Genomic DNA, 13835 nt, shown 5'->3' with positions numbered 1-13835 from the left:
GGCGGAGCGAGGGGCGCGGCGGGGCAGGGCGACGGGCACGCGGCGGGGCGACGGGCGCGCGGCGGGGCGACGGGCGCGCGGCGGGGCGACGGGCGCGCGGCGGGGCAGGGCGACGGGCGCGGGAGGCGGGGCGCGAGGGCCGGTCGGGGCGGCGGGGCCCGCGCGGGCGCGGCGGCCGGGCCGGGCGGCCGTCAGAGGGTGCGGCCGAGCCTGACCGGTGTGAGCGGGGCGAAGCCGTGGTGGGTGAAGAACGGCAGGGCCGGGGCCTGTTCGGCGGGCAGGCCGATCCGCTGGGCGCCCGCCCCGTGCTCCCGCATCCGCTCGGTGGCGCCCGCCAGCAGCGCCGTGCCGATCCCCTGCCGCAGCCGCGCCGGATCCGCGCACAGGGCGTAGATCTCGCCCTGGCCGGCGACGGGCAGCCCGCCCGAGACCGCCCCCACCACGCGTCCGTCCGCGTCGGTGGCGACCAGCCAGCCGAGCCAGCCGGGCGCCCCGCCGGGAATTTCAATTTCCGCGCGAATACGGGGCAGTGCGCAATGCTCCGACACCAGCCGGCCGACGCGGATTTCCCCGAGGATCTCGCCGTAGGCGGTGCGAATCGCTTCGGCGAGCAGCCGTGAAATCGCCGTCGCGTCGCCGGGCGCTGCCGCCCGCACGTCTGCCAGCAGCATTTGTTCCGCACCTCTCGCCGCACCGGTCCTGAGCCCGCACGCGCCCAGAATAGCGGGCAATTCGAGTGGTCGGGAGCGAGGTTAAATCTACGAATTGGCTTAGTAAATAGCCGGGTTGGTGTCGCGCTATCAGCCCGTCCAGCAACAGGCGACGACCGCCGGGGCGATGGCCGCCACCGCCGTGGCCACCGCGAGCAGCCCCCTCAGCACCGGATGCCCCGCATGCCGGGGAGCCAGGATGCGCCGCATCCGCACCGCCGCCGAAGGTCCGCCCGCGGCGAACGCCTCGCGCGGCGCGCGCCCCGCCGCGAGCGCGTAGAGCGCCGTGGCCAGCGCGTCGGGGGAACAGCCGCGCAGCGCCCGGTCGTCGGCCGCCATCTCCAGCAGCAGCGGAACGGTCCGTCCGCCGATCCGGGCCAGCGGGACCCTGCGGAACACCGCCGCGTACGCCCCCGCTGCGGCGACCAGCAGGTGGTGCCGTCCGCCGATGTGGGCCCGCTCGTGCGCGAGGGCCGCGGCCAGCTCCTGCTCCGTCAGGACCGCCACCGCCCCGGACGAGACCACGACCCGGCGCGAGCGCCCCGGCAGGCAGTACACCGCGGGACGCGCGTCGTCCAGTACGGTCGCGCCCAGCCGGGCGTCGTAGCGGCCGACCAGCCGCAGCAGTTCGGCGTGCCGGCCGCGGGCGCGCCGGGCCCGCGCGACCTCCCGTACGAAGGCGGTCCCGGGCAGCGCCAGGACGGCGAACGCCGCCGCCGCGGCGAGGTACTCGCGGCCCGTACCGGCCGCCAGCCGGTCCCAGGAGGGCGGGTGCAGCGTCAGGGCCAGGTCGACGAGCCGGTGACTGGTCTCCTCGGGGAGCAGCAACTGCGCGGGGAGGATCGCGGCGGAGAGCGCGAAGGCCGCACCGCACAGCATCCACACGGCCAGCCCCAGCCGTGGCACCTGCTGCGCCCAGCGGGCGCGGACCAGCATCCAGGGGACGACCAGACCGGTGATCAGGGCCAGTGCGAGGGGAGGCAGGACGTGGTGGTTCACCGGCCGCCCCCCGGCTCGCCGGCCGGTCGGCCGGGGCGGGCGGCGCGCAGGGCCTCGTCCAGCGCCTCCACGTCCTCGTGGGACATGACCTCGACGAACCGCAGCAGCGCGGCCCTGCGGTCCTGGCTGTCGCCGAGCGCGTCCTGCATGAGCGCCGCGGTGTACTCCTCACGGCTGCGCACGGCCTCGTACATCCAGGCGCGGCCGGACTTCTCGCGGCTCAGCCAGCCCTTGCGGTACAGGATGTCGGCCACGGTCATCACGGTGGTGTAGGCGACCTTGCGGCGCCGGTTTATGTCGTCGACGACCTCGCGGACGGAGACGGGCCGTTCCCACAGCCACACCCGGTCCATGATCTCGGCCTCCAGCTCTCCCAGCCGGCGTACGCGCATCGCTCCTCGCCCCTCCCCCTCGCGGGCGGCTCATCGTACGGGCCGTCGCGGCGCCGGGGGCATACCCGGTCCGGTACGCGGGTCCCGGGCGGGCGCGGGAAAGCCGACCGCCCCTCCACGAAGTCCCGCGTGTGGAGGGGCGGTCGGCGCGTCGGCCGGGTCCGTGCGCGGATCGGCCGGGTCCGTGCGCGGATCGGCGGGGTCTATGCGCGGATCAGCCGGGCGATGGCCCGGGTGGCCTCGTCCACCTTGGCCCGCGCCGCGTCCCCGCCCTCGGCGATGGCCTCGGTGACGCAGGAGCCCAGGTGTCCGTCGAGCAGGGTCACGGCACAGGACTGGAGTGCGGCGTTGACGGCGGACACCTGGGTGAGCACGTCGATGCAGTAGACGTCCTCGGCGACCATCCGCTGCACGCCGCGGACCTGGCCCTCGATCCGCCGCAGGCGTCTGATGACGTCTTCCTTGTGTGGTTCGTAACCGGCCACGGGAACTCCTCAGTTGGCGGCGGCCCGGAAGCCGCGCAGACGCAGGCTGTTGCCGACGACGAAGACCGAGGAGAAGGCCATGGCCGCTCCGGCGATCATCGGGTTGAGCAGTCCGGCCGCGGCGAGCGGCAGGGCGGCCACGTTGTAGGCGAAGGCCCAGAACAGGTTCGAGCGGATGGTGCCGAGCGTCTTGCGGGCGAGCCGGATCGCGTCGGCCGCGGCCCGCAGGTCACCCCGTACGAGGGTCAGGTCGCCGGCCTCGATCGCGGCGTCGGTGCCGGTTCCCATGGCCAGGCCCAGGTCGGCCTGGGCGAGCGCCGCCGCGTCGTTGACCCCGTCGCCGACCATCGCGACGCTGCGGCCCTCGGACTGCAGACGCTTCACGACGTCGACCTTGTCCTGCGGCATGACCTCGGCGATGACCTCGTCGATGCCGACCTCGGCCGCGACGGACTCCGCGACGGCCTTGTTGTCGCCGGTCAGCAGGATCGGGGTCAGGCCCAGGGCGCGCAGCCGGCGGATCGCCTCGGCGCTGGTGTCCTTGACGGCGTCCGCGACCTCCAGGACCGCCCGTGCCTCACCGTCCCAGGCCACCGCGATGGCGGTGCGCCCGGCGCTCTCCGCCGCGGCCTTGGCGCGCTCCAGGTGTGGGGGCAGCGCCATCGCCCACTCGGCGAGCAGCTTCTCGCGGCCCACCAGGACCGCGTGCCCGTCGACGACGCCCTGGACGCCGAGGCCGGGGATGTTGGCGAAGTCCTCGGGGGTGGGCAGGGAGCCGACCCGGGCGGCCGCGCCGGTCGCGACGGCCTGGGCGATCGGGTGCTCGGAGGAGTGCTCCAGCGCGCCCGCCAGGCGCAGTACGTCGTTCTCGGCGACGCCCTCGGCGGTGTGCACGGCGAGCAGGGTCATCCGGCCGGTGGTGACGGTGCCGGTCTTGTCGAGGACGATGGTGTCGACCTTGCGGGTGGTCTCCAGGATCTCGGGTCCCTTGATCAGGATGCCGAGCTGGGCGCCGCGGCCGGTGCCGACCATCAGGGCGGTGGGGGTGGCCAGGCCCAGGGCGCAGGGGCAGGCGATGATCAGTACGGCGACGGCGGCGGTGAAGGAGGCCGCGAGGCCGGAGCCGGTGCCGAGCCAGAAACCGAGGGTGGCCAGGGCGATGCCGATGACGACCGGGACGAAGACCGCGGAGATCTTGTCGGCGAGGCGCTGCGCGGCGGCCTTGCCGTTCTGCGCGTCCTCCACCATCTTGGCCATCCGCGCCAGTTGGGTGTCGGCGCCGACCCGGGTGGCCTCGACGACCAGGCGGCCGCCCGCGTTGAGGGTGGCACCGGTGACGGAGTCCCCGACGGAGACCTCCACGGGCACGGACTCGCCGGTGAGCATGGAGGCGTCCACGGCGGAGGAGCCCTCGACCACGGTGCCGTCGGTGGCGATCTTCTCGCCGGGGCGGACCAGGAAGCGCATCCCGGCCTGGAGGTCGGCCGTCGGCACGGTGACCTCGTGGCCGTCGCGGAGCACCGTGACCTCCTTGGCGCCCAGTTCGAGCAGCGCCTTGAGGGCCGCGCCGGCCTTGCGCTTGGAGCGGGCCTCGAAGTACCGGCCGGCGAGGATGAAGGCGGTGACGCCGGCGGCGGCCTCCAGGTAGATGTTCCCGGCGCCGTCGCTGCGGGCGATGGTGAACTCGAAGGCGTGGGTCATGCCGGGCGTGCCCGCCGTGCCGAAGAACAGGGCCCACAGCGACCAGAGGAAGGCGGCGGTCGTGCCCACCGAGATCAGCGTGTCCATGGTGGCCGCGCCGTGCCGGGCGTTGGTCCAGGCGGCGCGGTGGAAGGGCCAGGCGGCGTAGGTGACGACGGGGGCGGCCAAGGTCAGCGAGAGCCACTGCCAGTAGTCGATCTGCAGGGCCGGGACCATGGCCATCGCGATGACCGGCACGGCCAGGGCGACGGCGGTGGTGAGCCGCTGGCGCAGGGGGCGCAGTTCGTCGGCCTCCTCCGGCTCCTCCCCGGCGCCGGACGGGCCCCGGTCGCGGGCGGGGGCCGGCTCCTTGGCGGTGTAGCCGGTGGCCTCGACCGTGGCGATCAGGTCCGCGACGGAGATGTCGGCGTCGAAGGTGACCCTGGCCTTCTCGGTGGCGTAGTTGACGGTGGCCTCGACGCCGTCCATGCGGTTGAGCTTCTTCTCGATGCGGGCCGCGCAGGAGGCACAGGTCATGCCGCCGATGGCGAGCTCGACCTGGGCGGCGCCGGGAGTGATGGTGGTCATGAGGGCTGCTCCTCGTTCGAGCGCGGGGTGGGGGCCGGGGCCCGGTGGAGTGCGGACGGGGCCCCGGCGGCCGGTGGGTCGGGGCCGGGCGGTGTGTCAGGCCCGGCCGGTCAGCTCGTAGCCGGCGTCGTCGATGGCGGCGCCGATCGCGGCGTCGTCGGGGGCGCCCGCCGTCGTCACGGTGACCAGGCCGCCGTCCACGTCCACGTCCACGGCGAGGACCCCTTCGAGGGCGCCGACGGAGGCGGTGATGGCGGTCCTGCAGTGGCCGCAGCTCATGCCGGACACGCGGTAGGCGGTGGCGGTGCTGTCGACGACGGCCGTGACGGTGGTGGCGGAGGTACCGCAGCTGCCGTCAGGGGTGCAGCAGGAAGACATACGTTTCTCCTTGATCCGTTCGGATACCCACTGGGGGTATCCGGTTTCTGGTCTCAGGTATACCCCCCACAGGTATCCGGCGCAAGCGTCGGCCCGGCTTGACTTGGTACCCCCCCGGGGTATGGTGAAGTCATGAAACCGCTGGATGCGGCCTTACGTCGTCTACCTCGTACGGGAGAGCAGCCATGAACACCGGAGTGAGGATCGCCGTCTTCGCGGCAGCCCTGGCAGCGACCTTCGGAACCGCGTACGGGGTCGGCGTGGGCGTGGGCCCCGTGGGCGCGCCGGCCGGTGCGGCACACGCGGCGGGCCACGCGGCGCCGGCCGGTGGGGGAGCCGCCGGACACGCGGAGCACGAGAAGCCCGGCAAGGGTCCGGCGGCCGGCGGGCTCCAGGTGTCCGAGGGCGGCTACACGCTGAGCCTGGAATCCCCGCGCAGGACGTCGGGGCAGGGTGAGCTGCGGTTCTCCGTCAAGGACGCCGCGGGCCGCCCCGTCACGGCCTTCAAGACCGAGCACGGCAAGGAACTGCACTTCATCGTCGCCTCGCGCGACCTCACCGTCTACCGCCACCTCCACCCGGTGCGGGCCGCCGACGGCACCTGGTCGACCCCCGTAGACCTCCCGGCGGCGGGCGCGTACAAGGCCTTCGCCGACTTCACCCCCGCCGCCGAGGGCGCCGAGGGCGTCACCCTCGGCGCGGACCTGTCGGTCGCGGGCGCCTACACCCCCGAGGCGCTGCCCCCGGCGGAGAGGACCGCGGAGGTGGACGGCTACCGGGTCGCCCTCGCCGGCGACCTCGACCCCGGCAAGGCCGGCGAGCTCAAGCTGACCGTCAGCAAGGACGGCAGGCCGGTCACCGACCTGGAGCCGTACCTCGGCGCCTACGGCCACCTGGTCGCCCTGCGCGACGGGGACCTGGCCTACCTCCACGTCCACCCCAACGAGGGCGGGCCCGGCCCCGACGTCTCCTTCACCGCCACCGCCCCGAGCACCGGGACCTACCGGCTCTTCCTGGACTTCCAGCACCAGGGCAAGGTCCGCACCGCGGCCTTCACCGTCCGGGCGGGCGCCGACGCTCCCGCGGCCCCCGCCGCGTCGCCCGCGGCCCCCGCCGCCCCGGCCGCCCCCGAGCAGTCGGACGGGCACTCCCACTGACCGCGCCCGCCCCCGCCCGCGACGCCCCGCCGCGGGCCGGGGCGCCGCGCGCCCGCGGAGCCCGGCGGAACACGGGGCCGCCGGCCGTCGTTGCATGGACATCCCCCAGGGAAGGAACCGCCGTGCAGGGGTACAGCGGACACAAGGACGACGTCCTCAAGCGGCTGCGCCGCATCGAGGGCCAGGTACGCGGCCTCCAGCGCATGGTCGAGGAGGAGACCTACTGCGTCGACGTGCTCACCCAGGTGAGCGCCACCACCAAGGCCCTGCAGTCCTTCGGGCTCGCCATGCTCGAAGACCACCTCCACTCCTGCGTCGCCGACGCCGTCGCCGAAGGCCCGGACGCCGCCCGAGCCAAGGTCACGGAGGCCTCGCGCGCCGTCTCGCGCATGGTGCGCGTCTGAATCCCGCGCCCGTCCGACCGCGGTCGGACGGGGCGCCGGAAGGTGTCTCCTTCCCGGCCACGCCACAGGCTTCAACGAGAAAATTCTTGATGCCGCACTAGACTGGCGGGTTGTTTGGCGCTGGACCGGAACAACCCGGGCGAACCCGGGCTCCGGCCGGCGACCCGGACCTTTCCGGGAACGAGACGCGAGGGCCCATGACAGCGACACCGGAACACGGTGAGGTCACCCTGCTCGACGACGACGGGCACACGGACGGGCACACCGACGGGCACCCGTACGAGGAGCCCGGGAAGTCCGCCCGGTTCACCGCGGGCCCCGCGGCCCCCGTACGCACCCTCGTCGACGTCTTCGAGGCCTCCGTACGGGCCCACCCCGACGAGCTCGCCCTCGACGACGGCACCACCCGTCTGACCTACAAGGCCCTGGCCGCCGAGGTGGAACGCCGCCGGCGCGCCCTGGACGCCGCCGGAGTCGGCCTCGGCGACCGCGTCGGCGTCCGCGTGCCCTCGGGCACCAACGAGCTGTACGCGGGCATCCTCGCCGTCCTCGCCGCGGGCGCCGCCTACGTGCCGGTCGACGCCGAGGACCCCGACGAACGCGCCGAGCTGGTCTTCGGCGAAGCGGGCGTACGGGCCGTCCTGGGCGCCGAAGGCCGCATCGACCCCGTCGGGAACCCCGGCGGCGCCGGCGTCCGCGCACCGGCCGCACGGCCCGGACCCGAGCACGACGCCTGGATCATCTTCACCTCCGGCTCCACCGGGAAGCCCAAGGGCGTCGCCGTCAGCCACCGCAGTGCCGCCGCCTTCGTCGACGCCGAAGCCGCCCTGTTCCTCACCGACGAGCCGATCGGCCCCGGCGACCGCGTCATGGCCGGACTCTCCGTCGCCTTCGACGCCTCCTGCGAGGAGATGTGGCTCGCCTGGCGCTACGGCGCCTGCCTCGTCCCCGTACCCCGTTCCCAGGTGCGCAGCGGCGCCGACCTCGGCCCCTGGCTGGTGGAGCAGGAGATCACCGTCGTCTCCACCGTGCCGACCCTGGCCGCCCTCTGGGAGCCGGAGACCCTCGACGAGGTCCGGCTGCTGATCTTCGGTGGCGAGGCCTGCCCGCCCGAACTGACCCAGCGCCTGGTCACCGAGGGCCGCGAGGTCTGGAACACCTACGGCCCCACCGAAGCCACCGTCGTGGCCTGCGCCGCGCTCCTGACCGGCGAGGAACCGATCAGAATCGGCCTTCCTCTCGCAGGCTGGGAGCTGGCCGTCGTCGACGGGGCCGGTGAACCGGTCCCCATGGGCGGCAGCGGCCAGCTCGTCATCGGCGGCGTCGGCCTCGCCCGCTACCTCGACCCCGAGAAGGACGCCGAGAAGTACGCCCCGCTGGAATCCCTCGGCTGGCAGCGCGCCTACCGCAGCGGCGACCTCGTCCGCGCGGAACCGGAAGGGCTGGTCTTCCTCGGCCGCGCCGACGAGCAGATCAAACTCGGCGGGCGCCGCATCGAACTCGGCGAGGTCGACGCCGCCCTCCAGGCCCTGCCCGGCGTCGCCGGCGCCGCGGCGGCCGTCCGTACCGCGCGCAGCGGCAACCAGCTGCTCGTCGGCTACCTCGTCACCCAGGACGGCTGGGACCACGCGGCGGCCGTCACCCGGCTGCGCGCGGAACTGCCCGCCGCGCTCGTCCCCCTGCTCGCGCCCGTCACCGAACTGCCGACCCGCACCTCCGGCAAGGTCGACCGCGACGCCCTGCCCTGGCCGCTGCCGGAACTGGAGACCACCGGACCGGCGGAGCAGCTGTACGGCACCGAGGCCTGGCTCGCAGAACAGTGGAGCGAGACCCTCGGGGTGGCCGTCACCGGCGCGGCCGACGACTTCTTCGCGATCGGCGGCAACAGCCTCGCCGCGGCGCAGCTCACCACCCGCCTGCGCACCCGCTACCCCAGAGCGGCCGTCCTCGACATCTACCAGCAGCCCGTCCTGCGCAAGCTGGCCCGGCGCCTGGAGAAGTCCGTACGGGACGACGACGCCGTCCGCACCGTCGCGCCCGTGCCGCGGCGGACCAAGGCGGCGCAGGCGCTCCTGCTGCTCCCCTTGTTCACCCTGGTCGGAGCCCGCTGGACGGTGGCGCTGCTGGCCCTGGGCAACGTACTGCACCACTTCGGGCCCTATCCGTGGGCGCCGACCGCCTCGTGGTGGCTCGTCGCCGCCGGCGCGGCACTGCTCTTCAGCCCGCCGGGCCGCCTCGCGATCGCGGCCGGCGGGGCGCGCCTGCTGCTGCGCGGGGTGAAGGCTGGGCGCTACCCGCGCGGCGGGAGCGTGCACCTGAGGCTGTGGACGGCCGAGCGGCTGGCCGAGTACGCGGGCGCCACCTCGCTCACCGGTTCCTGGCTGGAGCGCTACGCGCGGGCACTCGGCGCCAAGGTCGGCCCCGAGGTGGACCTGCACTCGCTGCCGCCGGTGACGGGCATGCTCAAGCTCGGCCGCGGCTGCGCCGTCGAATCCGAGGTGGACCTCTGCGGGTACTGGCTGGACGGGGACCGGCTGGAGATCGGCCCCGTCAAGGTCGGCGCGGGCGCGGTGGTCGGCACCCGCAGCCTGCTGTTCCCCGGTGCGCGGGTCGGCAAGCGGGCCGAGGTGGCACCCGGCTCCGCCGTGGCCGGGCAGATCCCGACCGGGCAGCGCTGGGCCGGGGCGCCCGCCGTCAAGCTCGGCCGGGCCAAGCGGAACTGGCCCAGGGAACGCCCGCCGCGCGGGCTGCCCTGGCGGGCCGCCTACGGGGCGGCCGGCTTCGGCCTCACGGCCCTGCCGGTGCTCGCCGCCCTGCCCGCCCTGCTCGTGGCGAGCCGGTTCGTGCCCGCCGATGCCGGCTTCGCACGGGCCCTGCGCGGGGCCCTGCTCGCCGTGGTTCCCGGGGCGCTGGCCTTCGGGTTCGCGTACGCGCTGCTGCTGCTGGTCTCCGTACGCCTGCTCAGCCTCGGACTGCGTACGGGCACCCACCCCACCCACAGCCGCACCGGCTGGCAGGCCTGGACCGTCACCCAGCTGATGGACCTGGCCCGTGAGACGCTCTTCCCCCTGTACGCCGGGCTGATCACCCCGGTGTGGCTGCGGCTGCTCGGCATGAAGATCGGCCGCGGCGCCGAGGTCTCGACCGTGCTCGCCCTGCCCAGCCTGACCACCGTCGGCGAGGGCGCCTTCCTCGCGGACGACACCCTGACCGCCCCCTACGAGCTGGGCGGGGGCTGGATGCGCGTCGGACACTCCGAGATCGGCCGCCGGGCCTTCCTCGGCAACTCGGGGATGACCGCGCCGGGGCGCAGCGTCCCCGACGACGGACTCGTCGGCGTCCTGTCGGCCACCCCGAAGAAGGCCAAGAAGGGCAGCTCCTACCTGGGCCTGCCGCCGGTCAGGCTGCCGCGGTCCGCCGCGGACGCCGACCACAGCCGCACCTACGACCCGCCCACCCGCCTGCTGTGGGCGCGCGGCCTGGTCGAGCTGTGCCGGCTCGTGCCCGTGTTCTGCTCGGCCGCGCTGGCCGTGCTGACCGCGGCCGCGCTCTGCGCCCTGATCACGGCACCCGGCGCCGGGCTCTGGCAGGCCGCGCTATTGTCCGGCGCCGTCCTGCTCGCCGCCGGAGCCGCCGCCTGCGCGGTCTCCGTCGCCGCCAAATGGCTGCTGGTCGGCCGCCACCGCACCGGCGAGCACCCGCTGTGGAGCGGCTTCGTCTGGCGCAACGAACTGGCCGACACCTTCGTCGAGGTCCTGGCCGTGCCGTGGCTCATCGGATCGGTACCCGGCACCCCGCTGCTGTCCCTGTGGCTGCGCGGCCTGGGCGCCCGGATCGGGCGCGGAGTGTGGTGCGAGAGCTACTGGCTGCCGGAGACGGACCTGGTGGTCCTCGGCGACGGCGTCAGCGTGAACCGGGGCTGCGTCCTGCAGACACACCTCTTCCACGACCGGATCTTGAGGACGGATACTGTGGTCCTCCGCGAGGGCGCCACCCTGGGCCCGGGCGGCATCGTCCTGCCCGGGAGCACGGTCGGGGCCCGGAGCACACTGGGACCCGCCTCGCTGGTGATGGCCGGGGAATCCGTCCCCGCCGACACCCGGTGGCTGGGCAATCCGATCGAGGCGTGGCGGTCCTGAGCGGCCGGGCACAGCGGCACAGCGGCACACCGCAGGGAGCAGGAACGGCCATGAACCTCAGCGGCCAGAAGGCAGCGGCACCGGACCCGTACTTCCCGGCCAACGGCGACCCCCGTTACCGCGTGCACCGGTACGAACTCGCTCTGGAGTACCGTCCCGGCCCCAACCGGCTGTCCGGGACGGCCCGGCTCAGCGCGATCGCCGGCCGGGCCCCGCTCGCCGAGTTCGCCCTGAACCTGGCCGAGTTCAAGGTGGGCCGCGTCCTGGTCGACGGCCGCGTCCCGCACTACGCCCACCGGGGCGGCAAGCTGCGCATACGGCCCGCCAAGCCCCTGCCCGCCGGTGCCGCCTTCACCGTGGAGGTGCACTGGGCGGGCAACCCCAAGCCCGTGCGCAGCCCCTGGGGCGGCCTCGGCTGGGAGGAACTGACCGACGGCGCGCTCGTGGCCAGCCAGCCCGTCGGCGCGCCCTCCTGGTACCCGTGCAACGACCGCCCCGCCGACAAGGCCTCGTACCACATCTCCGTCAACACGCCCTCCGCCTACACCGTCGTGGCGGGCGGCCGGCTGCTGACCCGGACCACCCGGGCGAGCACCACCACCTGGGTCTACGAGCAGCCCGCACCGACCTCCAGCTACCTGGTCGGCCTCTCCATCGGCCTCTACCAGACGGTGCTGCTCGGCGACCCCGGCCTCGAAGGCGTCGCGCAGACCGCCCACGTACCGGCGCACCTGCTGCCGCGGTTCTCCCGCGACTTCGCCCGGCAGCCCGCCATGATGCGCCTCTTCGAGGAACTCTTCGGGCCCTACCCCTTCGGCGAGTACGCCGTCGTCATCGCCGACGAGGAACTCGACGTCCCCGTCGAGGCCCAGGGCCTCTCCCTCTTCGGCGCCAACCACGTCGACGGCGCCCGCGGATCGGAGCGCCTCATCGCGCACGAACTCGCGCACCAGTGGTTCGGCAACAGCGTCACCATCGCCGACTGGCGGCACATCTGGCTCAACGAGGGCCTCGCGAAGTACGCGGAATGGCTCTGGTCGGAGCGCTCCGGCGGCCGCCCCGCGCACGACCTCGCCGCCACCGCCCACCGGCTGCTCTCCGCGCTGCCACAGGACCTGCGCCTGGCCGACCCGGGCCGCAAGCTGATGTTCGACGACCGCCTCTACCAGCGCGGGGGGCTGACCGTCCACGCGATCCGCTGCGCCCTGGGCGACACCGCGTTCTTCCGCATGATCCGCGACTGGGCCGGTGTGCACCGCCACGGGGTGGTCACCACCGCCGTGTTCGGCGCCCACGTGGCCCGCTACGCCACCGAGCCCCTGGACGACCTCCTCACCGCCTGGCTCCACACCCCGGCGCTCCCGCCCCTCCCGGCGCCCCCCGTCACCCCGGCCCGCCCGCCGTACCCCCCGCACCCGGCCTCGGCGTAGCAGCGGGCGGGCGCCGGGGCGCCCGGAGTGCCGATGCGGGTCCGCCGTGCCAGGCTGAAACGGGGTATTCCGCCGGTCGCGGTCACGCCGGACCGGCTCCGCAACCCATGGAGGCCGACATGGCCAGTGACGCCAGCAGTGCCCGCACGGGCTCTGGACACCCCATGCCCCACCACGCGCCCACGTCCGGCCGCACCCAGCTGGCCGCGGCACTGATGATCTTCGGCGGCGTGATGGCGCTCCTCGAAGGCATCTCCGCCGCCTCCAGGGACCCCGTGTTCGTCGCGACGCGCCACTACGTGTTCGAGTTCAGCCTGGTGGGCTGGGGCTGGGTGCACATCATCCTCGGCGCCCTGCTGATCTTCGCGGGCGTCGCCGTGCTCCGCGAGGCCCTGTGGGCCCGCTACTTCGGCGTCACCATCGCCGGCCTGGGAGCGATCGCCAACTTCCTCTGGCTGCCGTACTACCCCTGGTGGGCCATGGTGCTGATCGCCGTGAACCTCCTCGTCGTCTGGGCCCTGCTCACGGGCATCCACCACGAGGCCGACGCGTCCCGGCCCGTGTGAGCACACCGCCGACCCCGCCGCCCTCGTCCCCGCGGTCTCCGCGGCCGGCGAGGGCGGCTTCGGCGGGCAGGACCGCGGTGGGGGCGGTGGCGGCCACGGCCGCGACGGCCGCCCGGCCGCGGTCCTGCCATTCGAGGACGGGGAGGTCGTCGCGGCCCGCCTTCAGCAGGGCTTCCGCGCGGACCCACAGCCGGAGCAGTGCCGGGCCGGGATCCGGTCCGGCGCCGGCCTCGCGGAGGTCCGCCTCGGGCAGCAGGCGGCGCAGCACGCGCAGCGGGCCCGGGCGGCGCGTCGAGGGCTCGACGTCGATGCCGACGGCGCCCGGACCGACGGCCGCCGCGACCACACCGTCCGCGTGGCTCATGCTCACCCCCACCCCGGGATGGCCGCGCAGGTAGGGGCGTCCGTGGCCGTGCCGTCCGCATCCGGGGCACCGCTGCGCCGGGGCCGACGCGCGCAGGGACAGGCCCGTGTGACGGGCGACGCACAGCCGGAGCAGCAGCCGGGCCGCCAGTACGTCGTCACGGCGGCCCGGCACCCGTATCCCGGCGAGCCGCCGCCGTTCCCAGGGCGCGAGCAGGCCCTCGTGGAGCCCGGGGCGGGCCAGGACCTCCCGGGTGGTCGCCACCACCGCGATGCCCGTGTCCCGGCCCCGCGCCGCGCCGCCGGTCAGGGGCACGTGCTCAGGAAGCGCTTCTGGACGTTGTCGAGGGTGCGGAAGTCGTCGATGGTGACCTCCTGGAGGTCGATGGTGGTGCCGGACAGCTCCTCCAGGAGGTCGACGAACTCCAGGAAGTCCATCGAGTCGATGAGGCGCGCCTCGATGAGGTCCTCGTCGGTGCCGATGGGGCCGTCGAGGCCGGGGTTCTTCTCGTGAAGCCACGTGGCGATGCGGTCCATGGGGGAA

Annotated in this window: 13 protein-coding genes; 5 read left to right on the top strand and 8 right to left on the bottom strand. The window is 74.6% G+C overall.

The annotated features are described in order from the left end of the window. Positions 1-191: 191 nt before the first annotated feature. The 6 genes from ABZW32_RS13425 to ABZW32_RS13400 form a co-directional block, all read right to left on the bottom strand. Positions 192-671 carry a GNAT family N-acetyltransferase gene (locus tag ABZW32_RS13425; RefSeq protein WP_356214989.1) on the bottom strand — a complete coding sequence of 160 codons (480 nt, stop codon included), beginning with the start codon at positions 669-671 and terminating at the stop codon, positions 192-194. A 129-nt stretch (positions 672-800) separates the two neighbouring features. Continuing rightward, positions 801-1709: a M48 family metalloprotease gene (locus tag ABZW32_RS13420; RefSeq protein ID WP_356214987.1), complete on the bottom strand. Its 909-nt coding sequence runs from the start codon at positions 1707-1709 to the stop codon at positions 801-803. Next, the gene (locus tag ABZW32_RS13415) at positions 1706-2101 is read right to left on the bottom strand and encodes a BlaI/MecI/CopY family transcriptional regulator (protein WP_356214985.1); all 396 of its coding nucleotides are present in this window, start codon (positions 2099-2101) and stop codon (positions 1706-1708) included. The genes ABZW32_RS13420 and ABZW32_RS13415 overlap by 4 nt, the downstream gene beginning before the upstream one ends. 203 nt (positions 2102-2304) lie before the next feature. Next, the gene (locus ABZW32_RS13410) at positions 2305-2586 is read right to left on the bottom strand and encodes a metal-sensitive transcriptional regulator (RefSeq protein ID WP_356214983.1); all 282 of its coding nucleotides are present in this window, start codon (positions 2584-2586) and stop codon (positions 2305-2307) included. A gap of 9 nt (positions 2587-2595) precedes the next feature. Further along, complete coding sequence (locus ABZW32_RS13405) at positions 2596-4854, bottom strand: heavy metal translocating P-type ATPase (RefSeq protein WP_356214981.1); 2259 nt, start codon at positions 4852-4854, stop codon at positions 2596-2598. Between the two features lie 96 nt (positions 4855-4950). Next, positions 4951-5232 carry a cation transporter gene (locus tag ABZW32_RS13400; RefSeq protein ID WP_356214979.1) on the bottom strand — a complete coding sequence of 94 codons (282 nt, stop codon included), beginning with the start codon at positions 5230-5232 and terminating at the stop codon, positions 4951-4953. Between the two features lie 185 nt (positions 5233-5417). On the opposite strand from ABZW32_RS13400, the gene ABZW32_RS13395 reads away from it, so the two are divergent. From ABZW32_RS13395 to ABZW32_RS13375, 5 genes are all read left to right on the top strand, one after another. Next, positions 5418-6389 carry a hypothetical protein gene (locus ABZW32_RS13395; protein WP_356214977.1) on the top strand — a complete coding sequence of 324 codons (972 nt, stop codon included), beginning with the start codon at positions 5418-5420 and terminating at the stop codon, positions 6387-6389. 122 nt (positions 6390-6511) lie between these two features. Continuing rightward, positions 6512-6793 carry a metal-sensitive transcriptional regulator gene (locus ABZW32_RS13390; protein WP_356214975.1) on the top strand — a complete coding sequence of 94 codons (282 nt, stop codon included), beginning with the start codon at positions 6512-6514 and terminating at the stop codon, positions 6791-6793. A 197-nt stretch (positions 6794-6990) separates the two neighbouring features. Continuing rightward, on the top strand, positions 6991-10932 hold the full coding sequence (locus ABZW32_RS13385; protein ID WP_356214973.1) for a Pls/PosA family non-ribosomal peptide synthetase: 3942 nt from the start codon (positions 6991-6993) through the stop codon (positions 10930-10932). A 50-nt stretch (positions 10933-10982) separates the two neighbouring features. After that, positions 10983-12362: a M1 family metallopeptidase gene (locus ABZW32_RS13380; RefSeq protein ID WP_356214972.1), complete on the top strand. Its 1380-nt coding sequence runs from the start codon at positions 10983-10985 to the stop codon at positions 12360-12362. A 119-nt stretch (positions 12363-12481) separates the two neighbouring features. Continuing rightward, positions 12482-12928, top strand: a complete 447-nt coding sequence (locus ABZW32_RS13375) for a hypothetical protein (RefSeq protein ID WP_356214970.1) — start codon at positions 12482-12484, stop codon at positions 12926-12928. Here ABZW32_RS13375 and ABZW32_RS13370 read toward each other — a convergent pair. Together ABZW32_RS13370 and ABZW32_RS13365 are read right to left on the bottom strand one after the other, a co-directional pair. Further along, positions 12885-13607 (bottom strand): 4'-phosphopantetheinyl transferase superfamily protein, encoded by a 723-nt coding sequence (locus tag ABZW32_RS13370; RefSeq protein WP_356214968.1) that lies wholly within the window; start codon positions 13605-13607, stop codon positions 12885-12887. The two genes, ABZW32_RS13375 and ABZW32_RS13370, sit on opposite strands and share 44 nt — an antisense overlap. Then, positions 13598-13828 carry an acyl carrier protein gene (locus ABZW32_RS13365; RefSeq protein ID WP_356214966.1) on the bottom strand — a complete coding sequence of 77 codons (231 nt, stop codon included), beginning with the start codon at positions 13826-13828 and terminating at the stop codon, positions 13598-13600. Before ABZW32_RS13365 ends, ABZW32_RS13370 begins: the two co-directional genes overlap by 10 nt. Positions 13829-13835 lie beyond the last annotated feature (7 nt).

The sequence above is a fragment of the Streptomyces sp. NPDC004667 genome, assembly GCF_040609475.1.
In the GTDB taxonomy this organism is placed as follows: domain Bacteria; phylum Actinomycetota; class Actinomycetes; order Streptomycetales; family Streptomycetaceae; genus Streptomyces.
This window is presented reverse-complemented; position numbering and strand designations above follow the sequence as displayed.

Coding starts and splice junctions, on each gene's coding strand:
- ABZW32_RS13425 (WP_356214989.1), bottom strand. CDS start 671: ATGCTGCTGGCAGACGTGCGGGCGGCAGCGCCCGGCGACGCGACGGCG.
- ABZW32_RS13415 (WP_356214985.1), bottom strand. CDS start 2,101: ATGCGCGTACGCCGGCTGGGAGAGCTGGAGGCCGAGATCATGGACCGG.
- ABZW32_RS13405 (WP_356214981.1), bottom strand. CDS start 4,854: ATGACCACCATCACTCCCGGCGCCGCCCAGGTCGAGCTCGCCATCGGC.
- ABZW32_RS13400 (WP_356214979.1), bottom strand. CDS start 5,232: ATGTCTTCCTGCTGCACCCCTGACGGCAGCTGCGGTACCTCCGCCACC.
- ABZW32_RS13395 (WP_356214977.1), top strand. CDS start 5,418: ATGAACACCGGAGTGAGGATCGCCGTCTTCGCGGCAGCCCTGGCAGCG.
- ABZW32_RS13385 (WP_356214973.1), top strand. CDS start 6,991: ATGACAGCGACACCGGAACACGGTGAGGTCACCCTGCTCGACGACGAC.
- ABZW32_RS13380 (WP_356214972.1), top strand. CDS start 10,983: ATGAACCTCAGCGGCCAGAAGGCAGCGGCACCGGACCCGTACTTCCCG.
- ABZW32_RS13375 (WP_356214970.1), top strand. CDS start 12,482: ATGGCCAGTGACGCCAGCAGTGCCCGCACGGGCTCTGGACACCCCATG.
- ABZW32_RS13365 (WP_356214966.1), bottom strand. CDS start 13,828: ATGGACCGCATCGCCACGTGGCTTCACGAGAAGAACCCCGGCCTCGAC.